This window comes from Clavibacter sp. CT19, assembly GCF_027858075.1.
In the GTDB taxonomy this organism is placed as follows: domain Bacteria; phylum Actinomycetota; class Actinomycetes; order Actinomycetales; family Microbacteriaceae; genus Clavibacter; species Clavibacter tessellarius_A.
On sequence record NZ_JAQHYR010000007.1, the window covers coordinates 1 to 25,556 of the forward strand.

The following is a 25,556-nucleotide window of genomic DNA, read 5'->3' on the forward strand; positions in this document are numbered from 1 at the left end:
TCGTAGTACCCGTCGGCCGGCACGATCGCGCGCCGTGCGAGCACGGCCTTCCGGCAGGCGGGCTTCTCCGTCACGGTCTCGACCCGGCTCCCGGTGCGGGCGACGATCCGCAGGCCGCCGCCGCGCCGCCGCGGGACGCGCTCCGGCGGCTCGTCGGCGTCGTCACGCCGCTCGGCCGCGTCGTCGCGCTCGCGGCCGTCGTCGCGGGCGTCGCCGGGTACGCCCTCGGCTGGCGCGAGCTCGTCGCGGTCGCGTGGACGGCGGTCGCGCTCGGGGTGCTCGCGGGGCTGCACCTCGTCGGATCCGCGGGCGTCGAGGTCGCGCTCCGCCTCCCGCGCGACCGCGTCGTCGCGGGGGAGCGCGCGCCCGCGACGGTCGCCGTGCGGAACCCGCTGCGCCGGCGGGCGGTGGGGCTCACGGTCGAGGTGCCCGTGGGATCCGGGCTGGCCGAGATCCACGTGCCCTCCCTCGGTCACGGCCAGGTGCACGACGACGTGTTCGTCGTGCCCACGACGCGCCGCGGCGTGATCGCCCTCGGTCCCGCGCGCATCGTCCGCGGCGACCCGCTCGGGCTCGTCCGCCGCGAGTCCACCGAGGCCCGCGCGACCCGCCTCCTCGTGCACCCGCGCACGCTGGCCCTGCCGAGCACCAGCACGGGCTTCGTGCGCGACCTCGAGGGCCGGGCGACGCGCGACCTCGCCGACAGCGACGTGTCGTTCCAGTCGCTGCGCGAGTACGTGCCGGGCGACGAGATGCGGCACATCCACTGGCGGTCGACCGCGAAGACCGGCGTGCACATGGTGCGGCGGTTCGAGGAGACCCGGCGGAGCCACATCATGGTCGCGCTGTCGCTGCGGGCGGGGGACTACGGGGCCGGGGATCCGGATGGGGAGGCCGCCGCGGCGGATGCGGGGGGCGCGGCTGCGGGCACCGGCTCGGATCCCGTCGCCGCCGGGCCCGCGGGCGGGACCACCGCGGCGGCGGGGCGCGCGGGCGGCGCGCTCGCCGGATCCACCGCCGACGCGGAGTTCGAGCTGGCCGTGAGCGTCGTCGGATCCCTCGGCGCACGCGCCATCGTCGATGCCCGCTCGGTGTCGGTGGTCGCGAGCGCGGACCGCGGGGCCGGGCGCGGGCGGGCGGATCACGCTCCCGCCGTCTCGACGCCGGCCGGGGCCCTCCGCGGCGTCGCACGCCCGGGAGCGGCCCGGTCCCGCCCGCCCCGCCTCCACCGCCTCGCGACCGTCACGCCGACGCGCCTCCTCGACGACCTCGCGGAGATCCGCGCGACCGACCGCGCCGCGTCCCTCGTCGAGGTCGCGCGCGCCGCGGCCGACGAGGTCGCGGGCGTCTCCGTCGTCTTCCTCGTCTGCGGCACCGGTGCGTCCTCCGCGTCGATCCGGCACGCCGCCGTGGGATTCCCGCCCGGCGTGCAGGTGGTCGCCGTCGTGTGCGATCCCGAGGCCGAGCCCGGCCTCCGGCGCCTCGGCGACCTCACGGTGCTCACCGTCGGCTACCTCGACGACCTGCGCGGCGCCCTGCAGCGGAGCGGGTCGTGAGCGGGGCCGGGCTCGGCGACGCGGGCGGGCGGGCCGGGCCCGCCGCTTCCGCCGTCCCGGCAGGACGCGCACCCGGAGCGCGCGCCGGCGCCGCCGGGCGCGCCACCGGATCCCGCCGCCCCCGCGTCCCCGCCGGCTCCCGCGACCCCGGCCGCACCCTCGTCCCCGTGCTCGCGCTCGCCCTCCTCGCCGGCCTCGGCGCGGCGGCGTTCTGGCCCGTGCACCAGGACGCGTCGTTCCCGCGCATGGCCGCGATCACGATCGCCGTCGGCGCGGCCGTCGCGGTCGCGGGCGCGCGCCGGCGCTGGGGGAGCGCGGTGGTCGCGGGGATCGTCGTGGCGCTGTTCCTCCTCCTCGGCGTCCCGCTCGCGGTGCCCACGCGCGCCGTCGACGGCTGGCGTCCCACGCTCGGCGGGCTCGCGGACCTCGTGGAGGGCGCGTCCCTCGGGATCGTGCGGCTCCTGACGATCGCGCTGCCGGTCGGCGACTACCAGGCGCTCCTCGTGCCCGCCTTCGCGCTCCTGCTGCTCGCCGCCGTCATCGGCCCCACCGTCGCGCTGCGCTCCCGCCGGCCCGAGCTCGCGGTGATCCCGTCGCTCGTCGTCCTCGTCGTGGGCGCCGCCCTCGGCCCCGACCGCAGCCAGGGCCCGGACGCGCCCGACGCCTCGGGCCTCCTCGTCCCCGTCGCGCTGGCCTGGCTCGCGACGGCCCTGCTCTGGATCGCCCGCTGCCGCTGGCGCCGTCGGCACCGCGCGGTGCAGCGCCTGGGACGCGGATCCGGCGTGCCCCTCGAGTCGGCCGCGGACCGCCGCCGCTCGGGCGCGCGCGCCGGCGCATCCGCCGTCGCCGTGCTCGGCGTCGCGCTCGTCGCGGGCGTCGCCGCCGCGCACGCCCTGCCGCCCGAGGTCGCGCGCACGGGCCTCCGCTCCGCCGTCGAGCAGCCCTTCGACCCGCGCGACCAGATCAGCCCGCTCTCGTCCTTCCGCACCTACTGGAAGGAGCCCGCGGTCGACGCGACCCTGCTCACGGTGTCCGGCCTGCCCGCGGGCGGGCGGATCCGGCTGGCCGCGCTCGACACGTACGACGGCGTCGTCTACGGGGTCGGCGGCGCGCGCGGCGGGGAGGCGTCCCGCACCGGCCGGGCGTCCGGCACCTTCGCGCGCGTGCCGTACCGGCTCGACCAGCGGGGCGCGACGGGCGACGACGTCGCGCTCGACGTCGTCATCGGCTCCTACCGCGGCGTCTGGCTGCCGGGCGCGGGACGCCTGGAGCGCATCGGCTTCGACGGCCCCGGCTCCGGCCGCCTCGCCGACTCCTTCTACTACGACGACGCGATCGCGACGGGCGCCGTCGTCGGCGGGCTCGCGGAGGGCGACGCGTATCGCATCGAGGCGGTCGTCCCCGCGACCCCGCCGCTCGAGGCGCTCGCCGACGAGCGGCCGGGCGACGCCGTGGCGCCTAGGCCGACGGGCGTCCCGGATGCCGTGGCCGCGCGCGTCGACGTCTCCACGGCCGCACGCGACGGCGGCACCGCGGGCGGCGCGGACGCCGGGCTCGGCACGTCCGCGTCGCAGGGCGCGCAGCTCGTCGCCGCGATCTCCGCCCTCCGCGCCGACGGCTACGTGAGCCACGGCCTGGGCGACGCGCCCTTCAGCCGCTCGGGCCACTCCGCGGAGCGCATCGCCGACCTCCTCACCGCGCGGCCGATGCTCGGGGACGCGGAGCAGTACGCGGTCGCGGCGGCGCTCCTCGCCGACGACCTCGGCTTCCCGGTGCGCGTCGTCATGGGCTTCGCGCCCGGCGAGGCGGCCGTGCGGGACGCGGCGGGCGGGCCCGTCGCGGTGACCGGATCAGACGTCACGGCCTGGATCGAGGTCGACACGGCGTCCTCCGGCTGGGTCGCGGTGGACCCGAACCCGCCCGTCCGCGACGTGCCCGACGCCCTGCCCGACGAGCCCACCGAGGTCGCCCGCCCGCAGACCGTCCTGCCCCCGCCCGTCGAGGAGCAGGCCGAGCCCGACGACCGCACCCCGCCCGACGCGAGCCGCGACGACCGGCCCGAGGCGGATCCGACGCTCCGGGCCCTGCTCGCCGTCGTACGGGTCGCGGGCTGGTCGCTCCTCGCGCTGGGGCTCGCCGCCTCGCCGTTCCTCGCGGTCGTGGGCGCCAAGGCCGGGCGTCGACGGCGTCGGCGGCGCGCGCCGGCCGCGCGCGACCGGGTGGCGGGCGCCTGGGACGAGTTCCGCGACGGCGCGGTCGACCGTGGACTGGTGCCGCGCGTGCCGGCGACGCGCCGCGAGATCGCGGGCCTGGCCGGCGTCGGCGGCGCCCGCGGGCTCGCGGAGGTCGCGGACGAGTCCGTCTTCGCGCCCGGCGAGGTGCTGGATCCGCTCGCCGATGCCGCGTGGCGCCGTGCGGACGAGCTGGCCGCGCGCATGGACGCGGGGCGCACGCGGCGGCAGCGGCTGCGGGCGCTCGCGTCGACGGCGTCGCTGCGGATCGGGCGGGCCGGTCGGGGCGGGGCTCGTGGGCTGCAGGGGCTGCGCGGGCGTCGCGGGCCGCGCGGTGCGGGAGGGGCGCGCCCGGAGAGCTGACCGGCACCCGTCCGGCGCGCCCTCCCCAGCCGCGCGGCGGCGCTTCCCTCCACGGCGTCGGCCGCCGCGTCCGTCGGCGTCGCTCCGCCGTGGTGCCCTGGCCGCGTGGACATCGCCCCGCCGCCCTCGCCGCCGCCCGCCCCGCCGCCCCCGTTCCCCGTGCTCGGCGTGGCGGCCCCCCTCGTCGTCAGCGTCGCGGTGTGGGCCATCACCCGGTCGCCCTACGCCCTGCTGTTCGCCGCGCTCGGCCCGGTGGTCGCCGTCGCGGGCGTGGCCGACCAGCGCGTCGCCGCGCGCCGCGCTCGGCGACGGGCCGCCCGGGATCGCGCGGTCGCCCTCCTGCGGCTGCGCGAGGACGTCGAGACGCGCCTCTCCGCCGCGCGCCGGGCGCTCCTCTCCCGGGCGCCGTCCGCCCGCGACATCCTCGACGGGCGGGCGAACCCCGCCCTGCTGTGGCGTGCGGCCCCGGGCGCCGACGGCCCCGCGCCGCCGCTCGTCGTGGGATGCGGCGCCGTGCCGAGCGGCCTCGTCTGGCGCGGAGAGGCGGACGCCGTGCTGCCCGCGCCCCCGTCTCCTCGTCGGCCCGGGCGCGCCGCCGATGGCCTCGCGGCCCGCCGCCGCCGCCGGGGCACCCGTCCGTGCACCCTGACGGGCGCGCGGACGGGTCCTGCGGATCCGCCGCTCTGGGCGGAGCACGTCCGCTGGATCCCCGACGCCCCCGTGCTCGCGTCCTCCGCGGGCGGGCTCGGCCTCCGCGGTCCCGCCGCCCTCGTCGCCCCCGTGCTGCGCGGCGCCGTCGTGCAGCTCGTGCACGCCCTCTCCCCGGACGACCTGCGCATCGACGCGCGGCCGCCGGGCGCGGAGTGGGCGTGGCTCGACCGCCTTCCCCACACCGCCGACGGTCCCCGCGCCGCCGACGGCCCCCGAGTCGGCGACGCGCCCGTGCGCCGGGATCCCGACGAGGACGTCGTCGCCGTGCACCTGCTCGTCCGCGGTCGTCCCGTCGTGCTCGCGTCCGCGTCGCGCGTGGAGTCGCTGCCGGCGGCATGCCGCACGGTGCTCGACCTGCACGGACCCGGCTCGGCGCACCTCCTCGCGGTGGATCCCGTCGGGGGCGCCCCATCCGAGACGCCGCCGCCCGCCGGCCCGCCCGTGCCCGCCGGCCCGCCCGTGCCCGCCGTCCGAGCGCCGCGGGAGGCGCCCGGGGCGCTCGAGGAGGGCGAGCCGCACGCCGCATCCGGCGCCCGCGCCGGCGTCGTCCGGCCCGAGCTCGTCTCCCTCTCGGAGGCCGCGCGCTTCGCCGACGAGCTCGCGGCCCTCGCGCGCCGCCGCGGCCTCGCTGCGGCACGGACGCCCCTGCCCGCGCGCGTCCCGCTCGCCGAGGTCGCGACGAGCGCCGGTGCCGCGGGCGGGCATCCGCGACCGACCCTCCGTCCGGGAGGGCTCCCGGCGGCCATCGGCGCGGGGCATGACGGTCCCGTCGTCGTCGATCTCGTGGCGGACGGGCCGCACGCCGTCGTCGCGGGCACGACGGGCAGCGGCAAGAGCGAGCTCCTCGTCACCTGGATGGCGGCCCTCGCGGCCGCGCATCCGCCCGAGGAGGTCACGGTCCTCCTCGTCGACTTCAAGGGCGGCGCCGCCTTCGATCCGCTCCTCGTCCTCCCGCACGCGGTCGGGCTCGTCACCGACCTCGACGGCCGCGGCGCGCGCCGCGCCCTCGAGAGCCTCCGGGCGGAGATCCGCCACCGCGAGCGCACCCTGCGCGAGGCGGGTGCCCGCGACCTCGACGACCCGCGCGCCGCCGGCATCCTCCCCCGGCTCGTCATCGTCGTGGACGAGCTGGCCGCGCTCCTCGCCGACCAGGACGGCCTGCACGAGGTGGTCGCCGACATCGCGTCCCGCGGGCGGTCGCTCGGCATGCACCTCGTCCTGTGCACGCAGCGGCCGGCCGGCGTGGTCCGCGACGCCGTCCTCGCCAACTGCGACCTCCGGCTGTCGCTGCGCGTCAACAACGAGGCCGACAGCCGGGCGCTCCTCGGCACCCCCGACGCCGCGCACCTGCCCGCCGCCCCGGCAGGCCGCTGCCTGCTGGGCGCGCACGGCGGATCCGCGCGCCCCTTACAGGTCGCCGTCACCACGGCCGACGACCTCGCGCGCATCGCATCCGAGCGCGTGCCCCGGCGGCCGGTCCGTCGTCCGTGGCTGGACCCGCTCCCCGCCGTCGTCCCGCTCGCCGGGCTCGCGGGTCTCCCGCCCCTCCGCGCGTCCCCGTCCGCAGGCCCGTCCCCGGACGGCGACGGTCACGACGTGGCCCTGCCGTTCGCGCTCGTGGACCTGCCCGCCGAGCAGCGCCGCGCGGCCGCGCTCTGGCGTCCCGCGACGGACGGGCACCTCCTCGTGCTCGGCGGTCCGGGATCCGGGCGCAGCTCGTGCCTGGGGGCGCTCGCCGCCTCCGCGGCCGCCGCGGGCGTGCGGGTCAGCCGGGTGCCCGCCGATCCGGAGGGCTGCTGGGACGCCCTCACGGCCGTCGTGGCCCGCATCCGGAGGCCGGGCCCGCGGCCCGCACCGCTGGTCGTGCTCGCCGACGACCTCGACGTGGCCGTCTCCCGCCTCGACCCCGACCATCAGGCGGCCCTCCTCGAGCTGCTCGCCGCGCTGGTCCGCGAGGGGCCCCACGCGGGCGTCGCGCTCGCGGCATCGGCGAGGCGGCCGGGGGGCGCGCTGCAGGCCGTCGGCGCCGCGGCGGGTCCGCCCGTGCTCCTGGCGCTGCCGACGCGCCAGGAGCACGTGCTCGCCGGCGGGAAGCCGTCGCTGTTCGACCCGGCCGCCGGGCCGGGCGCGGGGGAGTGGCGCGGGGCGCGGATCCAGGTGGCGCTGCCGCCCGCGGACCGGGCGGCGGGAGCCGGCCCGGATGCTCACGCGCTCCCCGCACCCGCACCCACACTCGCACCCGCACTCGCGGACCCGGCCCCGCCCCTGGTGCTCGAGGACGGTCCGGTGCACGCGCTCGTCGCGTCGGCTCCCGCCGAGGCGGCGGCGCGTCTCCGCGCGGAGGGCCACGAGGCCGTGGAGGTGCTCGACCTGCCGCTCGGCTGGTCGCCGGATCCGGGTCATGTGGCCCCCGGCGCGCGCGATCGCGACGGCATGCCGCATGTCGTCGTCGGCGATCCCGACGCCTGGCTCGTCCGCGGCGCCCTGCTCGCGGAGATCCGCCGGGCGGGCAGCGTCGTGCTCGAGGGGTGCGCGCCGCGGGACGTCCGCACGCTCCTGCGCATCCGCCAGGTGCCGCCGCCGCTCGCGCCCGTCCCGGGGCGGGTGTGGCGGGTCGCGCCGGACGGCGCCGTCGAGCGCCGATCCTGGCTGCGCGCGCCCGAGACCGTCGGGCCGCGGGAGCCCGAGCCCGCGCCCGCTGCCGCTGCCGCCGACCCGGCGCTCAGCCGATGAGCGTCGGCGAGACCCGGATCGCGCCGACGGGCACGCCGCCGCCGAGCACCACGAGGTCGAGGTCGGGGCGCACGCGCTCCACGTCGTCCCGGGTGATCGCACCCGCCTCGGCGAGCAGCTCCAGCGCCACGATGGTCGACGCCCGCAGGCTGCCGTCGAGCGTCTTCGAGGCGACGGTCGTGCCGTCGGGGGCGGTCATGATCATGATGCCCTCGGCCCCGCCCTTCGCGAACAGCCCCAGCTGCTCGATGACCACGGTGTTCGCGCGGCCCGGGCCATCGATGGCCCAGCCCTGCGCGCGGACGGCCGCCGTGAGGGCCGCCGCGTGGCGGTACAGCGCGAACGGGGAGCCCGCGGCGGAGGTCGCGATGCGGTGGATCCCGCGCGCGAGCGCCGTGAGCGACATCGCGTGCACGGGAGCGCCGCAGCCGTCGATCCCCGTCGTCGCGATGCGCTCGCCCGTGAATCGCTCGACCACGTCGCGGATCCGCACCTGCAGGGGGTGGTCCGGGTGCAGGTAGTCGTCGGTCGACCAGCCGTTGGTGGCGCACGCGAGCAGCATCGCGGCGTGCTTGCCGGAGCAGTTCATGTAGACGGGGGAGGCGGGGATCCCGGCGCGCACGAGCTCGTCGCGCGCGGCCCGGTCGAGCGGCCAGTCCGCGGGGCAGCGGAGGGGGGACTCGTCGAGCCCGGCCTTGGCGAGGATCCCGCGCACCACCTCCACGTGCCGTGCGGTCGCCGCGTGGCTCGCCGTGGCGAGCACGTGCTCCCCCTCGGTCAGCTCCGCGCCGCTCGCGAGCACCGCGAGGGCTTGGAACGGCTTCATGCTCGAGCGCGGGAAGACGGGCGTCGACACGTCCCCGACCTCGCGCAGCACGTCGCCCTCGCCCGACAGCACCACGGCCGCGCCCACATGGCGCGACTCCACGAAGCCGCTGCGGTCGAGCACCGCGAGCTCCACGGCGCCCTGCACGGGGATCGTCTCGACGGTCGTCCCCATCAGAGCGCCCGGAACGCGTCGGCCAGCACGGCGAGCGCGTCGTCGAGAAGCTCCTCGGAGATGGCGAGGCTCGGCAGGAAGCGCAGCACGTTCCCGTACGTGCCGGCGGTGAGGATGATCACGCCGTGCGCGTGGCAGTGCGCCGCGATGGCCGCCACGGCCTCGGCGTTCGGCTCCTTCGTGGTGGATCCGGTGCCGGGCTGCACGAGCTCGATCGCGATCATCGCGCCGATGCCGCGCACGTCGCCGATGATGTCGTGCTCCGCCTGCAGCGCCGTGAGCGCGCGGTGCAGGTGCTCGCCGATGCGCGTCGCCTCGGCGAGCAGACCGTGCGCCTCGATCGCCTCGAACACGGCCACGGCGGCCGCTGCCGCGACGGGGTTGCCGCCGAACGTGCCGCCGAGCCCGCCGGGGAGAGCGGAGTCCATGATCTCGGCGCGGCCGGTCACGCCCGCGAGCGGCAGGCCGCCCGCGATGCCCTTCGCCGTGAGCACGAGGTCCGGCACGAGGCCGAGGTGCTCGCTCGCGAAGAAGCGGCCGGTGCGCGCGAGCCCCGACTGGATCTCGTCGGCGATGAAGACCACGCCGTTCGCCGTGCACCACTCCTGCAGCGCGGGGAGGAAGCCGTCGGCCGGCACCATGAACCCGCCCTCGCCCTGGATGGGCTCGGCCACGACGCACGCGAGGTCGCTCGCGCCGATGCGCTTCTCGAGGTACGAGATCGTGCGGGCCGCCGCCTCGGCGCCGGAGAGCCCGTCGTGATACGGGTACGAGCTCGGCGCGTGGTAGACGTCGCCGGCGAAGGGGCCGAAGCCGGTGCCGTAGGGCGCGGCCTTGTAGTTCATGGCCATCGTGAGGTTCGTGCGGCCGTGGTAGCCGTGGTCCAGCACCGCGACGGCGCGGCGGCCCGTGTGCTTGCGGGCGATCTTCACGCCGTTCTCCACGGCCTCCGCGCCCGAGTTCACGAGCACGGTGCGCTTCTCGTGCGTGCCGGGCGTGTGCTCCGCGAGCAGCTCCGCCACGCGCACGTACTCCTCGTACGGGGTCACGGTGAAGAGGGTGTGGATCACGTCGCCGAGCTGCGCGGTCGCGGCGTCCACGACCTCCTGGCGCGTGTGGCCGACGGTGGTCACGCCGATGCCGGCGCCCAGGTCGATGAAGCGGTTGCCGTCCACGTCCTCGACGATCGCGCCGTGCGCACGCGCGACGTAAACGGGCAGCAGCGACGAGACGCCCGGCGGCACGACGCGCTTCCGGCGCTCGTGCAGCTCGCGGGAGAGCGGTCCCGGGATCTCCGTCACGATGCGTCGCTCCTGCGGCACCTGCGGACGGGCGGCAGCCGCGGTCGCGGCGGGGGAGTCGGAGGCGGAGCCGGCAGGCGTGCCGACGAGGGCGGAGTCCAGGGTGTCTGTCATGATCCGGCGAGCCTACCCGCGCGGGAGCCCGGATCCGAGAGGCCCCGCAGCCGGGCCGGTAGCGTGATCGCATGCACTTCGAGCACCGCTACGCCCTGTCCCTCGAGTGGACGGGCGACCGCGGATCCGGCACGTCCGACCCCCGCTCCTACGGCCGCGACCACGTGGTGCGCATCGACGGCAAGCCCGACCTCCTGGGATCCGCCGACCGTCCGTTCCGCGGCGACGCCGCCCGCTGGAACCCCGAGGACGCCCTCCTCTCCGCGCTCGCGCAGTGCCACCTGCTCAGCTACCTGCAGGCGGCCACCGCGGCCGGGGTCGTCGTCGTCGGGTACACGGACGAGCCCACGGGCACGATGCGCCAGACCACGGACGGGGGCGGGCACTTCGTCGAGGTCACGCTGCGGCCCGTCGTCACCGTGCGGGACCCGGCCCAGGTCGAGCTGGCGACCTCCCTGCACCGGGGCGCATCGGAGCGCTGCTTCATCGCGGCGAGCGTCGCCTTCCCCGTGCATCACGAGCCGCGCACGGTGGTCGCACCCGTCTGACCCGTCGGATACCAGTGCTCGCCCTGTCGTCCCTGTCAGGCGCCGCCCGGCCGCATCGGGCAGACTGTGCGCGTCCCTCCCACAAACCTGGCGCGTCCGGCGCGCCGATGAAAGCGACTCCCGTGAAGCGACGCATCCCCCTCACCCTGGCCGCGGCCGCCGTCCTGGCCCTGTCCGCCTGCTCCGGCAGCGGCGCGCCCTCGGCCGATCCGTCCGCCAGCCCCACGGCGGGCGCGCGCACGGCCGGCGCCTCGTGCATCGACACGCAGTCGGGCGACGCGTCGAAGTCCGTGAAGGTGTCGGGCGACTTCGGGTCCGCCCCCGAGGTCACGGTCGACGGGCCGCTCAAGGTCGACACGACCGAGCGCACGGTCGTCACGCAGGGCGACGGCGCCGAGGTCGGTGCCGGCTCCACCGCGAACATCGCGCTCGCCGGCTACAACGGCACGACGGGAGCCGCGCTCCCGCAGCTCGCGTACAACGGCGACGCGCCGCTGCCCGCGAACCTCGACGACAGCGCCCTCGTCCCCGGCGTGGTCCGTGCGGTCGAGTGCACCAAGGTCGGATCCCGCATCGTCGCCGTGGTCCCGGCCGCCGACGGCTTCGCCGCCGAGCAGGCCTCGCAGCTGGGCCTCGGCGCCGACGACCCGATCGTCATCGTGGTCGACGTCCTGAGCCAGGTCCCGACGCGCGCCGACGGCGCCGACCAGCCCGCGCCCGAGGGCTTCCCCACGGTCGTGCTCGGCGACGACGGCGCCCCCACCATCACGATCCCCGACGCCGCGCCGCCGACGGAGACGAAGATCGCGAACCTGAAGGTGGGCACGGGCGAGACGGTCACCGACGGCGCGAACGTCACGGTGCAGTACACGGGCATCAACTGGACCACCAAGAAGGTCTTCGACTCCAGCTGGGACAAGGGCGGCAAGCCCGTCTCGTTCCAGACGAGCGGCGTCATCCCCGGCTTCACCAAGGCGCTGGTCGGCCAGAAGGTGGGCTCGCAGGTCATCGCGATCATCCCGCCGGCCGACGGCTACGGCGACAAGGGCCAGGGCGACGACATCGGCGGCACCGACACCATCGTGTTCGTCGTCGACATCCTCGGCACGCAGGCCGCCCCCGCGGGCCAGTAGGGGTCGTCGTCGTGCGCCGCGTCATCATCCTCGGATCCACGGGCTCGATCGGCGTGCAGGCCCTCGAGGTCGTCGCGCGCCACCCGGAGCTCTTCGAGGTGGTCGGGCTCGGCGCCGGCAGCAAGCGCGAGGCGCTCGCGGAGCAGGCGCGCGTCGCGGGCGTCGAGCACACGGCGCTCGGAGCGGACGAGGCCGAGCAGCTCATCCGGTCGGTCGACGCCGACGTGGTGCTGAACGGCATCACCGGATCCGTGGGGCTCGGCCCGACGCTCGCCGCGCTGGAGGAGGGCCGCACGCTCGCGCTCGCCAACAAGGAGTCGCTCATCGTCGGCGGCGAGCTGGTGCGGTCCATCGCCCGGCCGGGCCAGCTCGTCCCCGTCGACAGCGAGCACTCCGCCATCGCCCAGGCGCTGCGCGGCGGCACGGCCGAGGAGGTGCGGCGTCTCGTCGTCACCGCATCGGGCGGCCCGTTCCGCGGCCGCACGCGCGCGGAGCTCGCGGATGTCACCCCGCGCGAGGCCCTCGCGCACCCCACCTGGGACATGGGCCTCGTCATCACCACCAACTCCTCGACCCTCGTCAACAAGGGCCTCGAGGTCATCGAGGCGCATCTCCTGTTCGACGTGCCCTACGACCGCATCGACGTGGTGGTGCACCCGCAGTCGCTCGTGCACTCCATGGTCGAGTTCATCGACGGCTCCACGCTCGCGCAGGCCTCCCCGCCCGACATGCGGCTCCCCATCGCGCTGGGCCTCAACTGGCCGCACCGCATGACCGACGTGGGCGTCCCCATCGACTGGACCCGCGCCGCCACCTGGACCTTCGAGCCCCTCGACGACGAGGCGTTCCCCGCCGTGCTCCTCGCGAAGGAGGTCGGCCGGGCCGGATCCACGTACCCCGCGGTCTACAACGCGGCCAACGAGCAGGCCGTCCACGCGTTCCACGCCGGTCGCGCGGGCTTCCTCGACATCGTCGACACCATCCGCCGCGTCGTCGACGCCCACGAGCCGGCGTCCGACGCGCTCACGCGCGAGTCGCTCGCCGAGGCCGAGCGCTGGGCGCGCGCCGAGGCCGACCGCGTGCTGGGGGTCTGACCGGGCGCTTCGCCGTCGAGCCGGCCGCCCCGCGTCCGCTGACCTCCCCGGACGGCACGTCGTCCGCCCTGCGCAGGTCCGATGCCCGCCGTCACTGGTGACGCCGCGGCGCCTGGGACGTGCCGCCGCGGGGCGGGGCTGCGTGGGTCGGCGGTCGGCCTCCGCGGCTGAGTCGTCGACCGCCGCGGCTCACCCGCCGACCGCTACGGCTCAGCCGTCGTTCGAGCCGCCGTTGCCGCCGCCGCCAGTGCCGCCGCTGCCGGTGTTCGAGCCGCCGTTCCCGGTGCCGTTCCCGGTGCCGGACCCGCCGTTGCCGGACCCGCCGCCGTTGCCGGATCCACCGTTCCCGCCGCCGTTGCCGCCGCCGTTCCCGCCGCCCGGCGAGGGGCTGGGCGACGGCGCGGGTGGGGTCGTGGCGGTCGGGCTGGGCGTGGGCGACGGGCTCGGAGCGAGCGGGGGCGTCGCGGACGGCGAGGGCGACGGGCTCGAAGACGGCGTCGGCGTCGGCGTCGACTTCGCCGCCTCCTGCGCGGCCCCGAGCTGGGCGCGCACGGCGTCGATGCGGGCGACGACCTCGTCGTGCCGTGCCTGGTCGACGGTCCCGGCCGCGAGGTCCGCCTCGACGGCCGCGCGCAGCTCCTCGAGCTGGGCGAGCGCCTTCGCGTAGTCGCCGTCCGCGGACGACTGCGTGACCGCGAGGGTGCGCTGCTGGAGGTCGTCGAGCGCGCGGCCCTCGGGGGTCGACGATCCGGCGCAGCCCGCGAGGAGGAGGACGGCGGTCGTCACGGTGGCGAGTCCCACCGCGGCGCGACGCCGCCGGGTGCGGGCGGATGCCGGGGCGCGGGTGACCTCGGGACGGATGCCCTCGGGGCAGGTGCCCTCGGGTCGGGCGGATGTGCGGATCACGGGGCGTCCTCCACGCTCTTCTGCAGCTCCTCGAGGCTGGCGCCGAGGGGGCCGGGGACGGACGGGTACGAGGTGTCGCGGTCCTGGAACGACGTGATGGTGACCACGCCGACCACGGCGGCCGCCGCGATGAGCGCCGAGACGACCGCGATGCTGAGGGCCCGTGTGCCGCGGCGCTTCGCGGGGTCGCGGTCGGCTGCCCGGAGGCCGGTCCCGGTCGGGTCGACGCGGTCGGCGAGCGGGGGAGCGAACCGCTCGGTGCGCGCGTCCGCATCCGCGGACGCCCCGAACCGCTCCGTGCGCGCATCGGCGCCCGCCTGCGTCGCGCCGGCACCGAGGCCGGCCGCGGCGGCCGTGGCGCCGGGCATCACCCGCGTCGACGTCGCGGTCGGGTCGTCCACGGCGGACGCGGGCGCCCGTCCGGTCCGCAGCTCCGCCGCGACCTCGCGCGCGGTGGGCCGGGTGGCCGGATCGCGCCGGGTCATGCGGCCGATGAGGTCGACCCACGACGGCCCGAGCCGCGCGGGGATCTCCGGGTCGCGCACGACGCGCGCCATGGTCGACTCGGCGGCCGTCCCCGGGAAGGTGCGGCGGCCGGTGAGGCACTCGAGGAGCACCAGGCCGAGCGCGTAGACGTCCGTCGCGGCACCCACCTCCTGGCCGAGCGCCTGCTCGGGGCTCAGGTAGCTGACGGTGCCGACGATGGACCCGGTGGAGGTGAGGCGCGTGCCGTCCACGAGCCGCGCGATCCCGAAGTCGGTGAGCTTCGCGGCGGCCGGCTCGTCGTCGGCCTCGGGCCGGGCGAGGAGCACGTTGGCGGGCTTCACGTCGCGGTGCACGACGCCGCGGCGGTGGATGTAGCCGAGCGCGTCCGCGAGGATCCCGCCGATGCGCGCGACCTCGGGCCCGGGGAGCGCCCCCTCCTTCATCCGGTCGGCGAGCGTGGTGCCGTCGACGATCTCCATCACGATGAACGCGAGCGCGCGGTCGCCGACCACGTCGTCGCCCACGTCGAACAGCGTCACGAGGCCGGGGTGGCTGAGGCCCGCGAGCATCCGCACCTCGCCCTCCTGGCGCTCGACCTCGTTCGGGTCGGCGGAGTCGGTGGCGAACACCTTGACGGCGACCTCGCGGCCGAGCGTCTCGTCCACGGCGCGGTGCACGGTGGCCATGCCGCCGCGGCCGAGCAGTCCGCTGATGCGGTACCGGCCGCCGAGCAGGGCTCCGGCGAGGCCGTCGGTCCGTTCTCCGGGCATGGGGGCACCTCTCGTCGCGCGGGCTCCCAGACTAGCCGGGGGCTCCCGGGAGACCGCCGTCCACGCCCGGCCGGCCTGTGGGGGAGCGCTCGGCCGCGGCCCGACGGACGCGCACCGGACACGACCCCGCGGATCCGCGTCGCCGCGGGCATCCGCCCAGGGTGCGGGAGGTAGCCTCTCCCACCATGGACGGCGTCTTCCTCTACATCCTCGGGGTGCTCATCATCGTGGTCGGCGTCGCCGTGTCCATCGGCCTCCACGAGGTCGGGCACCTGGTGCCCGCCAAGCTGTTCGGCGTCCGCGTCACGCAGTACATGATCGGCTTCGGACCCACGATCTTCAGCCGCCGCAAGGGCGAGACCGAGTACGGCGTGAAGGCCGTCCCGCTCGGCGGCTACATCTCCATGATCGGCATGTTCCCGCCGCAGAGCTCGCGCGCCGGCGAGAGCAGCACGGGGCTGGCGCAGCTCGTCGGCTCCGACCCGCGTCGCGACGGCCGCGCGGAGCCGGCCGCCGACGCCGGATCCCCGCCCGCCGACGACCGCGCGGGCCGCGGCTTCTTCGACACCCTCGTGCAGGACGCGCGGCAGGCGAGCGCCGAGAGCGTCGGCGACGAGGAGGACCGCGCCTTCTACAAGCTGCCGGTGCCCAAGCGCATGGTCATCATGCTGGGCGGCCCGGCCATGAACTTCCTCCTCGCGATCGTGCTCTTCGCCGTCGTGCTCTGCGGCTTCGGCGTCACCCAGCCCACCACCACGGTCGGCCAGGTCAACGCGTGCATCGTGCCCGCCGGATCCAGCGCCTCGGCCGATCCCGCCACGTGCCCCGCGGGCGCTCCCGCCGCTCCCGGCGCGGCCGCCGGCCTCCAGCCCGGCGACACGATCGTCAGCATCGACGGCGCTCCCGTCACCGCCTGGGACCAGGTCACGACCACGGTCCGCGCGTCCGCCGGCCGCGAGCTCGACGTCGTCGTCGAGCGCGACGGCGCGCAGCAGACCCTCGCCATCACGCCCGTCCTCTCCGAGCAGGCCGTCATCGGATCCCGCGGCGCGCCCGAGGTCGACGAGCAGGGGAAGCCGGTCACGCAGGAGGTCGGCCTCATCGGGTTCACGCCCACGCAGGCCGTGCAGCGGCAGCCGCTCTCGGCCGCGTTCACGACCACGGGCGAGAACATGGCCGCGGTCGGCAACCTCATCCTGAACCTCCCGCAGCGCCTGGTCGACGTCGGCCGGGCCGCGTTCGGCGGCGGCGAGCGCGACCCGAACGGCCCCATGAGCGTCGTCGGCGTCGGCCGCGTGGCGGGCGAGATCGCGAGCCTCGACGAGACCCCGGTCGCCTCGCGCGCCTCCGCCATGATCGGCCTCGTGGCCTCGCTCAACGTGGCGCTCGGCATGATCAACCTGCTCCCGCTCCTCCCGCTCGACGGCGGCCACGTGCTCGGCGCGATCGTGGAGGGCGTCCGCCGCTTCCTCGCCAAGGCGTTCGGCCGGCGCGACCCGGGGCCGGTCGACGTCGCGAAGCTCATGCCGTTGACGTTCGTGGTCGTGATCCTCTTCGGCGCCATGAGCGCGCTGCTGATCTTCGCCGACCTCGTGAACCCCGTGCGCCTGACCTGATCGGCGGCGGGCGGCCGGCCCGCGCCCCCGACGCACCAGGCGCGCAGGAATCGGACGTAGGCTCTTCCCCGTGCCAGCAGTCAATCTCGGAATGCCGAAGGTCCCTGAGGTCCTCGCGCCCCGCCGCAAGACCCGTCAGATCAGCGTCGGCAAGGTGAAGGTGGGCGGCGACGCCCAGGTCAGCGTCCAGTCGATGACGACCACGCAGACGACCAACATCAACGCCACGCTCCAGCAGATCGCCGAGCTCACGGCCACCGGCTGCGACATCGTGCGCGTCGCGGTGCCCCACCAGGACGACGCGGACGTGCTGCACATCCTGGCGAAGAAGAGCCAGATCCCGATCATCGCGGACATCCACTTCCAGCCGCGCTACGTCTTCACCGCAATCGACGCCGGCGTCGGCGCCGTGCGCGTGAACCCCGGCAACATCCGCAAGTTCGACGACCAGGTGGGCGCCATCGCGAAGGCCGCCAAGGCCGCGGGCACCTCCATCCGCATCGGCGTCAACGCCGGATCCCTGCACCCGAGCCTCCTGCAGAAGTACGGCAAGGCCACGCCCGAGGCGCTCGTCGAGTCCGCCGTCTGGGAGGCCAGCCTCTTCGAGGAGCACGACTTCCACGACTTCAAGATCTCGGTCAAGCACAACGACCCGGTCATCATGGTGAAGGCCTACCGCCTGCTCGCCGAGCGCGGCGACTGGCCCCTCCACCTCGGCGTCACCGAGGCCGGCCCCGCCTTCCAAGGCACGATCAAGAGCGCGACCGCGTTCGGCATCCTGCTGTCCGAGGGCATCGGCGACACCATCCGCGTCTCCCTCTCCGCGCCGCCGGCCGAGGAGGTGAAGGTGGGCCTGCAGATCCTGCAGTCGCTCAACCTCCGCGAGCGCAAGCTCGAGATCGTCTCCTGCCCGAGCTGCGGCCGCGCGCAGGTCGACGTGTACTCGCTCGCCGAGCAGGTCACGGAGGGCCTCAAGCACGTGAACGTGCCGCTGCGCGTCGCGGTCATGGGCTGCGTCGTGAACGGACCCGGCGAGGCGCGCGAGGCCGAGCTCGGCGTCGCCTCCGGCAACGGCCGCGGGCAGATCTTCGTCAAGGGCGAGGTCATCAAGACCGTCCCCGAGGCGGAGATCGTGCAGACCCTCATCGAGGAGGCGAACCGCCTCGCCGCGGAGATGCCCGCCGGATCCATCGGCAGCCCCGAGATCCTCGTCTAGTCCCACCCTCCCCACCCGCCCGCGAGGCGGCGGCGCGTCCGCGCGCGCCGCCTGCGCGTAGGCTCTGCTAGTCGTCCGCCCGGCGGACCGCCCACGAACTGAGGATGCTGTTGAACGGTAACGCCACTTTCCGGCATCGGAACACCTCCCTGCTGGGGCTCGCCAGCGTCCTCGCCCCGCACACGGTCACCTCCGTCGAGATCGACGACCGCCTGAAGCCCGTGCTCTCCCGGCTCCGCCTCCCCACGGGTCTGCTGCAGCGCGTCGCCGGCGTGCTCGAGCGCCGCAACTGGGACACGTCGATGTCCTTCGACGCGGCCGCCACCGAGGCGGGCCGCAAGGCGCTCGCGCAGGCCGGCGTCGAGCCCTCGCAGATCGGGCTCCTGATCAACACGTCCGTCACGCGCGCGCACCTCGAGCCGAGCGTCGCGGTCGGGATCCACAACGGCCTCGGCCTGCCGTCGTCGGCGCTCAACTTCGACATCGCCAACGCGTGCCTCGGCTTCGTGAACGCGATGACGCTGGCCGGGCACCTCATCGACTCCGGCCAGATCGAGTACGCGATGATCGTCGACGGCGAGGACGCCGGCGAGATCCGCCACAACACGGTCGCGCGCCTCCTCCGTCCCGAGACCACGCGCGCCGACTTCCTCAGCGAGTTCCCGAGCCTCACGCTGGGCGCGGGCGCCGCGGCGGCCGTCCTCGGGCGCACGAGCGACCACCCCGAGGGGCACCGGATCCTCGGCGGCGTCACGCGCGCGGCCACCCAGCACCACGAGCTCTGCATCGGCGACGTCGACGGCATGTTCACCGACACGAAGGAGCTCCTGCGCGGCGGCATGGAGCTCGTCGTCGACGCGTGGAAGGAGGCGGCCGGGGACGACTGGCAGTGGTCGGACATGGACCGCTACATCCTCCACCAGGTCTCCGACGTGCACACCAACGCCATCGTCAAGGCCGCGAAGCTCGACAAGTCGCGCGTGCCGCTCACGTACCCGCGGTACGGCAACGTCGGTCCCGCGAGCATCCCGATCACGCTCGCCGACCAGGCCGACAGCCTCAGCCGCGGCGACCGCGTGCTCTGCATGGGCGTGGGCTCCGGCCTCAACACGGCCATGACCGAGATCCTCTGGTAGCCGCGCCGTGACGCGCGAGGCCCGCGGGAACGCGGCGACCGTCCCTGTGCCCGGCGACGACGGGCAGCCGCTGCCGGGCCTCGATCCCGCGTGGTCGCGCGTCGTGGAGGCGGGCGGCCACGGCTGGCACCTGCTCGACACGGGGGAGCGGCTCGCGGCGACGGGCGCGCCGGTCGCCGGCACCATCCTCTGCGTGCACGGCAACCCGACCTGGTCGTACCTCTGGCGGCGCATCGCGGCGGAGTCGCTCGCGCGCGCCGAACGGGATCCGTCGGCACCGGCCTGGCGCGTGGTCGCCGTCGACCAGCTCGACATGGGCTTCTCCGAGCGCACGGGCGTCGCGCGCACGCTGCCGACGCGGCTCGACGACCTGCAGGCGCTGACCGACGAGCTGGGGCTGTCCGGATCCGGCGCGACCGGCCCCGTCGTCACGCTCGGCCACGACTGGGGCGGCGTCGTCAGCCTCGGCTGGGCGCTCCGCAACCGGGACGTGCTCGCCGGGGTCATGGCGCTCAACACCGCGATCCACCAGGAGGAGGGCGTGCCCATCCCGTGGCCGCTGCGGCTCGCGCTCGCCACGGGGATCCACGACGCCGCGACCCGCGGCACGCCGGGCTTCCTCGCCACCACGCTCGCGCTCGCGCACCCGCCGCTCGATCCGGCCGTGCGCCGGGCGTTCGCCGCACCGTACCGGGGCGCCGACCGCCGCGCCGGGATCCGCGGCTTCGTCGCCGACATCCCCGTCGGCCCCGCGCACCCCAGCCACGCGACGCTCACCTCCATCGCCGACGGGCTGCGCGACCTCGACCTCCCGGCCCTGTTCATCTGGGGTCCGCGCGACCCGATCTTCAGCGACGTGTACCTCTCCGACCTCCTCGAGCGCCTGCCGCACGCCGACGTGCACCGCGTCGAGGGCGCCGGCCACCTCGTCGCGGAGGACCACGACTACGCCTCCGCCGCGCTCGACTGGCTGGCCGACCGGGTCGCGCCGGGGACGGCTCCGGCCGCGCACGCGACCCGGACGCCCGCGCCCGTCCGCCCGCTCGGCGCCCTCCTCGAGGAGCTGCGCGACAGCGACGACCCCGTGCTCGTGGAGATGGCTCCCCGCGGCGGCACCGGTCCGCGCACCGTCTCCTGGCGTCTGCTCTCGCGTCGCGTCCGCGAGATCGCGGCCGGTCTGCACGCGCGCGGGCTCCGCGCCGGCGACCGCGTCTCGCTCCTCGTGCCGCCCGGCGCCGACCTCACGGCCCTGCTCTACGCGTGCCTGCGCATCGGCGCGATCGTCGTGGTCGCCGACGCGGGCCTCGGCGTGAAGGGCCTCGGGCGCGCGGTCGCCGGATCCCGCCCGGACATGGTCGTCGGCATCCCCGCGGGACTCGCCCTCGCGCGCGCCCTCGGCTGGCCGGGGGAGCGGATCTCCGTCACCACGCTCGCGCCGCCCGTCGCCCGCGCGCTCGGCGTCGCCGCGAGCCTCCCGGAGATCGCCCGCGACGGCCGCGCGCAGGTCCTGCCGGCGGAGCCCGCGGCCGACGACGACGCCGCGATCCTCTTCACCTCGGGATCCACGGGCCCGGCCAAGGGCGTCGTCTACACGCACCGCCAGCTCGCGTCCCTCCGGGACACCCTCGGCTCCCGCTTCGACGTGGGCGTCGGCACCGGCCTGGTCGCGGGCTTCGCGCCGTTCGCGCTGCTCGGACCCGCGCTCGGCGCCACGAGCGTCACGCCCGACATGGACGTGACCCGCCCGCGCGACCTCACCGCGTCCGCGTTGGCCGCCGCGGCCCACGCCGCCGACGCGACCGTCGTCTTCGCCTCGCCCGCCGCGCTCGCCAACGTCGTCGCCACCGCGGACGCGCTCACCGCCGACGACCGCGCGGCGCTCGGCCGGGTCCGGTCCCTGCTCTCCGCGGGCGCCCCGCTCTCGGAGGCGCTGCTCACGCGCGCCGCCGCCCTCGTACCGGCGGCCGAGGTGCACACGCCCTACGGCATGACGGAGGGGCTGCTGCTCACCGACGTCACGCTCGACGGGATCCGCGACGCCGCCCGCCGCGGCGACGCCGGCGTGTGCGTCGGGACGCCCGTCGACCCGGTCGACATCCGCATCAGCCCGCTCGACGCCGCGGGCGCCGCCACCGGCGCCCTCACGTCCGAGCCCGGCGTTACGGGCGAGATCGTCGCGCAGGCGCCGCACGTCCACGAGCGCTACGACCGCCTGCACGTCACCGACCGGGCCGCGCGGCGCGACTCGGCCGACGGGATCCGCCGCCACCGCACCGGCGACGTCGGCCACCTCGACGCCATGGGCGCGCTCTGGATCGAGGGCCGCCTCCCGCACGTCATCACGACCGCGGACGGCGTGCTCACGCCCGTCGGCCCCGAGCTGCGGGCGGCGTCCGCGGCGGGGGTGGGCCGCACGGCCGCCGTGGGAGTCGGGCCCGTCGGCGTCCAGCAGCTCGTGCTCGTGGTGGAGACCGTGCCCGCCGCGCGCCGCGTGGGCCTCGCGGACCCCGACCTCGCGGCCGCCGTGCGCGCCGCGGTCGACGTGCCCGTCGCCGCGGTGATCGTGGTCCCGGTGCTGCCGACCGACGTCCGCCACAACTCCAAGGTCGACCGCGCGCGCCTCGGTCGCTGGGCTGCCGGGATCCTCGCGGGCGGCCGGGTGAGCGCCCCGTGACCGTGCTCGTCACGGGCGCGAGCGGCATGCTCGGCCGTGCCGTCGCCGAGCGCCTCGCCGCCGCCGGGCACGCCGTCCGCACCTTCCAGCGCCAGCCGTCCGGGCTCGCGGCGAGCGGCGCGGAGCCGGTGCCGGGAACCGTCGTCGACCTCCGCGGCAGCGTCACCGACCCGGACGCCGTCGCCCGCGCGCTCGATGGCGTCGACGCCGTGGTCCACCTGGCCGCCAAGGTCTCGCTCGCGGGCGATCCGGCCGACTTCCGCGCCGTCAACGTCGAGGGCACGCGCGGACTCCTCGCGGCGGCGCGCGCGGCCGGGGTCGCCCGGTTCGTGCACGTCTCCTCGCCGTCGGTCGCGCACACGGGCCTCTCCATCGTGGGCGACGGCGCCGGACCCGCGGATCCCGTGCGCGCCCGCGGCGACTACGCCCGCACCAAGGCCGAGGGCGAGCTCGTCGCGCTGGCCGCCGACGACCCCGCGATGCGCGTCCTCGCCGTCCGCCCGCATCTCGTCTGGGGTCCGGGCGACACGCAGCTCGTCGCGCGCATCGTCGACCGCGCGGCCCGCGGCCGCATCCCGCTCCTCGGCCACGGCGCCGCCCTCATCGACACCGTCTACCGCGACAACGCCGCCGACGCGATCGTCGCCGCGCTCGCCGCGGCCGACACGGCGCACGGCCGGGCCTACGTCGTCACCAACGGCGAGCCCCGTCCGGTCGCCGAGCTGCTCGCCGGCATGTGCCGCGCCGCCGGGGTGGCCCCGCCGCGGATCCGCGTGCCCGCCGCCCTCGCCCGCGCGGCCGGGGGAGCGGTCGAGCGCGTCTGGGCGGTGCGCCCCGGATCCGACGAGCCGCCCATGACCCGCTTCCTCGCCGAGCAACTGTCCACCGCCCACTGGTTCGACCAGCGCGAGACCCGCCGGGCGCTCGCCTGGGCGCCTGCCGTCTCGCTCGACGAGGGCTTCGAGCGCCTCCGTCTGTCCTACGCCGCGGGCGGATCCGCCGGGCGCTGACCGACGCCGGAGCCCGCCGGCGCCCGCCGACCGGACCGGACCGACGCGCCCGGATCGCTAGGCTGTGTCGGTGTCCACACGCCTCTCGAAGCTCTTCGTCCGCACCCTCCGGGAAGACCCCGTCGACGCCGAGGTGGCCAGCCACCGCCTCCTCGTGCGCGCCGGCTACATCCGCCGCCAGGCCCCCGGCATCTTCGCCTGGCTGCCGCTCGGCCTCCGGGTCAAGAACAAGGTCGAGGCCATCGTCCGCGAGGAGATGGAGCGCATCGGCGCCCAGGAGGTGCACTTCCCCGCGCTGCTCCCCGCCGAGCCGTACCAGGCCACCGGCCGCTACGACGAGTACGGCCCCGGGATGTTCCGCCTCGAGGACCGCAAGCGCGCGCCCATGGTGCTCGCGCCCACGCACGAGGAGTTCTTCGCGCTGCTCGTGAAGGACCTCTACTCGAGCTACAAGGACCTGCCCCTGTCGATCTACCAGATCCAGGACAAGTACCGCGACGAGGCCCGCCCCCGCGCCGGCATCCTCCGCGGCCGCGAGTTCACGATGAAGGACGCCTACTCCTTCGACCACACCGACGCCGGCCTCGCCGTCAGCTACCAGGCCCAGCGCGACGCATACGAGCGGATCTTCCAGCGCCTCGGCCTCGAGTACGTCATCGTCGCCGCCGACGCGGGCGCCATGGGCGGCTCCAAGAGCGAGGAGTTCCTGCACCCCACGCCCATCGGCGAGGACACGTTCGTGCGCTCGCCCGGCGGCTACGCGGCCAACGTCGAGGCCTTCACGACGCTCGTCCCCGAGTCGATCCCGATCGAGGGCCAGCCCGCCGCGCGCGTCTTCGACTCGCCCGACACCCCCACCATCGCCACCCTCGTCGACCTCGCGAACGCGCGGGAGCCCCGCGAGGACGGCCGCGCCTGGACCGCCGCCGACACGCTGAAGAACATCGTCCTCGCGCTCACCCACCTCGACGGCACGCGCGAGCTCGTCGTCGTCGGGATCCCCGGCGACCGCGACATCGACCTCAAGCGCGCCGAGGTGGCCTTCTTCCCCGCCGAGGTCGAGCCCGCCACCGAGGGTGACCTCGCGAAGCAGCCCGGTCTCGTGAAGGGGTACATCGGCCCGTGGTCGGCCGAGGGCCCCGTCCTCGGATCCACGTCGAGCACGAAGGTGCGCTACCTGGTCGACCCCCGCGTCGTCGACGGCAGCTCGTGGATCACGGGCGCCAACGTCGCCGGGACGCACGTGCTCTCGCTCGTCGCCGGCCGCGACTTCACGCCCGACGGCGTGGTGGAGGCGGCCGACGTGCGCGACGGCGACCCCGCTCCCGACGGATCCGGCCCCATCAGCACCGCACGCGGCACCGAGATCGGCCACGTCTTCGAGCTCGGCCGCATGTACGCGGAGGCGCTCGGCCTCAAGGTGCTCGACGAGAACGGCAAGCTCGTCACGGTCACGATGGGCTCGTACGGCATCGGCATCACGCGGAACCTCGCGCTGGTCGCCGAGGCCACGCAGGACGGCCGCGGCCTCCTCTGGCCCGCGTCCATCAGCCCGTTCGACGTGCACGTGGTGATGACCGGCAAGGGCGACGAGATCGCCTCCGCGTCCGAGGAGCTCGTCGACGCGCTCGACGCGGCCGGCCTCGACGTGCTCTTCGACGACCGCCCCAAGGTCTCGCCCGGCGTGAAGTTCGGCGACGCCGAGCTCATCGGCGTGCCGACCATCGTCATCGTCGGCCGCGGCGCCGCCGACGGCATGGCCGAGCTCTGGGACCGCCGCACGAACGAGCGCACCCCGGTCGCGCTCGCCGACGTCGTGGGCGCGCTCACCGCCGGCTGATCCCGCGCGTACCCCCGCGGGGGCTGCCCGACCCCCGGCGGTCGGGTAGCCTCGTATCCTTCCAACCGAATAGAGGAGTGGCCCATGGACATCGACCTGAGCGTCTTGCGCATGATGGAGCGCGAGCGCGAGATCCCGTTCGAGGAGCTCGTCTCGATCATCGAGCAGGCCATCCTCACCGCCTACCTCAAGCACACCGACCAGGCCGACGCCAAGCCCGTCGCCGACGGCGTGCCCCCGGCCCGCGTGCACCTCGACCGCAAGTCCGGCCACGTGTCCGTGCACGTCCCCGAGCTCGACGAGGACGGCCTCGTGATCGGCGAGGCCGAGGACAGCCCGAGCGACTTCGGCCGCATCGCCGCCTTCGCCGCCAAGCAGGTCATCAACCAGCGCCTGCGCGACATCGGCGACGACCGCATCCTCGGCGAGTTCAAGGGCCGCGAGGGCGACATCGTCGCCGGCGTCGTGCAGCAGGGCCCGAACCCGCGCATGATCCACGTCGACCTCGGCACCATCGAGGCGATCCTGCCGCCCGAGGAGCAGGTGCCCGGCGAGAAGTACGCGCACGGCTCGCGCCTGCGCGTCTACGTCACGAGCGTCTCCCGCGGCGCGAAGGGCCCGCAGATCACGGTGTCGCGCACGCACCCGTCGCTCGTCCGCAAGCTGTTCGCGCTCGAGGTGCCGGAGATCGCGCAGGGCCTGGTCGAGATCGTGTCGCTCGCCCGCGAGGCCGGCCACCGCACCAAGATCGCGGTGCGCGCGACCGAGCCCGGCATCAACGCCAAGGGCGCCTGCATCGGCGAGCTGGGGCAGCGCGTGCGTGCCGTCACGGCCGAGCTCAACGACGAGAAGATCGACATCGTCGACTACTCCGAGTCGCTGCCCGTGTTCGTCGGCAACGCGCTCTCGCCCGCCAAGGTCACGAGCTCGTTCGTGATCGACCAGGCGACCAAGGCCGTCCGCGCGCTCGTGCCGGACTACCAGCTGTCGCTCGCCATCGGCAAGGAGGGCCAGAACGCCCGCCTCGCCGCCAAGCTCACGGGCGCGAAGATCGACATCCAGCCCGACTCGATCCTCGAGGGCGACGACTGAGCGCCGCCCGGCGGGACGCGGCCTCC

General features: G+C 76.1%; 17 protein-coding genes. 13 read left to right on the top strand and 4 right to left on the bottom strand.

Features of this window, described 5'->3' with window-relative positions; translation table 11 throughout:
- From PED38_RS09490 to PED38_RS09500, 3 genes are all read left to right on the top strand, one after another.
- On the top strand, nt 1-1,556 hold a 1,556-nt coding region (locus PED38_RS09490; protein WP_270980981.1), incomplete at its 5' end, for a DUF58 domain-containing protein.
- Complete coding sequence (locus PED38_RS09495) at nt 1,553-4,150, top strand: transglutaminaseTgpA domain-containing protein (RefSeq protein ID WP_270980982.1); 2,598 nt, start codon at nt 1,553-1,555, stop codon at nt 4,148-4,150. The genes PED38_RS09490 and PED38_RS09495, both read left to right, overlap by 4 nt.
- Before the next feature lie 105 nt (nt 4,151-4,255).
- On the top strand, nt 4,256-7,594 hold the full coding sequence (locus PED38_RS09500; RefSeq protein ID WP_270980984.1) for an FtsK/SpoIIIE domain-containing protein: 3,339 nt from the start codon (nt 4,256-4,258) through the stop codon (nt 7,592-7,594).
- Here the strand turns inward: PED38_RS09500 and PED38_RS09505 are convergent.
- Nucleotides 7,584-8,594 (bottom strand): asparaginase, encoded by a 1,011-nt coding sequence (locus tag PED38_RS09505; RefSeq protein ID WP_270980985.1) that lies wholly within the window; start codon nt 8,592-8,594, stop codon nt 7,584-7,586. The two genes, PED38_RS09500 and PED38_RS09505, sit on opposite strands and share 11 nt — an antisense overlap.
- Nucleotides 8,594-10,009 (bottom strand): 4-aminobutyrate--2-oxoglutarate transaminase, encoded by a 1,416-nt coding sequence (gene gabT / locus PED38_RS09510; RefSeq protein WP_270980986.1) that lies wholly within the window; start codon nt 10,007-10,009, stop codon nt 8,594-8,596. Before gabT ends, PED38_RS09505 begins: the two co-directional genes overlap by 1 nt.
- A gap of 71 nt (nt 10,010-10,080) precedes the next feature.
- Here gabT and PED38_RS09515 point away from each other — a divergent pair, with 71 nt between their 5' ends.
- From PED38_RS09515 to PED38_RS09525, 3 genes are all read left to right on the top strand, one after another.
- Nucleotides 10,081-10,557 (top strand): OsmC family protein, encoded by a 477-nt coding sequence (locus tag PED38_RS09515; RefSeq protein WP_270980987.1) that lies wholly within the window; start codon nt 10,081-10,083, stop codon nt 10,555-10,557.
- 122 nt (nt 10,558-10,679) lie between these two features.
- The gene (locus PED38_RS09520) at nt 10,680-11,690 is read left to right on the top strand and encodes an FKBP-type peptidyl-prolyl cis-trans isomerase (RefSeq protein WP_254654458.1); all 1,011 of its coding nucleotides are present in this window, start codon (nt 10,680-10,682) and stop codon (nt 11,688-11,690) included.
- Between the two features lie 11 nt (nt 11,691-11,701).
- Nucleotides 11,702-12,784 (top strand): 1-deoxy-D-xylulose-5-phosphate reductoisomerase, encoded by a 1,083-nt coding sequence (locus PED38_RS09525; RefSeq protein ID WP_063070686.1) that lies wholly within the window; start codon nt 11,702-11,704, stop codon nt 12,782-12,784.
- A 210-nt stretch (nt 12,785-12,994) separates the two neighbouring features.
- Here the strand turns inward: PED38_RS09525 and PED38_RS09530 are convergent, their stop codons facing one another.
- Complete coding sequence (locus tag PED38_RS09530) at nt 12,995-13,690, bottom strand: hypothetical protein (RefSeq protein ID WP_270980990.1); 696 nt, start codon at nt 13,688-13,690, stop codon at nt 12,995-12,997.
- A complete protein-coding gene (locus PED38_RS09535; protein WP_270980992.1) occupies nt 13,687-14,946 on the bottom strand; it encodes a serine/threonine-protein kinase in 1,260 nt (419 codons plus the stop codon). Before PED38_RS09535 ends, PED38_RS09530 begins: the two co-directional genes overlap by 4 nt.
- 185 nt (nt 14,947-15,131) lie before the next feature.
- Here PED38_RS09535 and PED38_RS09540 point away from each other — a divergent pair, with 185 nt between their 5' ends.
- The 7 genes from PED38_RS09540 (at nt 15,132) to nusA (ending at nt 25,530) form a co-directional block, all read left to right on the top strand.
- A complete protein-coding gene (locus PED38_RS09540) occupies nt 15,132-16,562 on the top strand; it encodes a M50 family metallopeptidase (RefSeq protein WP_270980993.1) in 1,431 nt (476 codons plus the stop codon).
- Between the two features lie 70 nt (nt 16,563-16,632).
- The gene (ispG, locus tag PED38_RS09545) at nt 16,633-17,778 is read left to right on the top strand and encodes a flavodoxin-dependent (E)-4-hydroxy-3-methylbut-2-enyl-diphosphate synthase (RefSeq protein WP_172403766.1); all 1,146 of its coding nucleotides are present in this window, start codon (nt 16,633-16,635) and stop codon (nt 17,776-17,778) included.
- A 104-nt stretch (nt 17,779-17,882) separates the two neighbouring features.
- Nucleotides 17,883-18,914 (top strand): 3-oxoacyl-ACP synthase III, encoded by a 1,032-nt coding sequence (locus PED38_RS09550; RefSeq protein WP_270980995.1) that lies wholly within the window; start codon nt 17,883-17,885, stop codon nt 18,912-18,914.
- A 7-nt stretch (nt 18,915-18,921) separates the two neighbouring features.
- Complete coding sequence (locus PED38_RS09555; protein ID WP_270980996.1) at nt 18,922-21,588, top strand: alpha/beta fold hydrolase; 2,667 nt, start codon at nt 18,922-18,924, stop codon at nt 21,586-21,588.
- A complete protein-coding gene (locus PED38_RS09560; protein WP_270980997.1) occupies nt 21,585-22,598 on the top strand; it encodes an NAD-dependent epimerase/dehydratase family protein in 1,014 nt (337 codons plus the stop codon). Before PED38_RS09555 ends, PED38_RS09560 begins: the two co-directional genes overlap by 4 nt.
- A 70-nt stretch (nt 22,599-22,668) precedes the next feature.
- Nucleotides 22,669-24,438, top strand: coding sequence for a proline--tRNA ligase (locus PED38_RS09565; protein WP_270980998.1), 1,770 nt, complete (start codon nt 22,669-22,671; stop codon nt 24,436-24,438).
- An 84-nt stretch (nt 24,439-24,522) separates the two neighbouring features.
- Nucleotides 24,523-25,530, top strand: coding sequence for a transcription termination factor NusA (gene nusA / locus PED38_RS09570; RefSeq protein WP_270980999.1), 1,008 nt, complete (start codon nt 24,523-24,525; stop codon nt 25,528-25,530).
- The last annotated feature ends 26 nt before the right edge of the window (nt 25,531-25,556 follow it).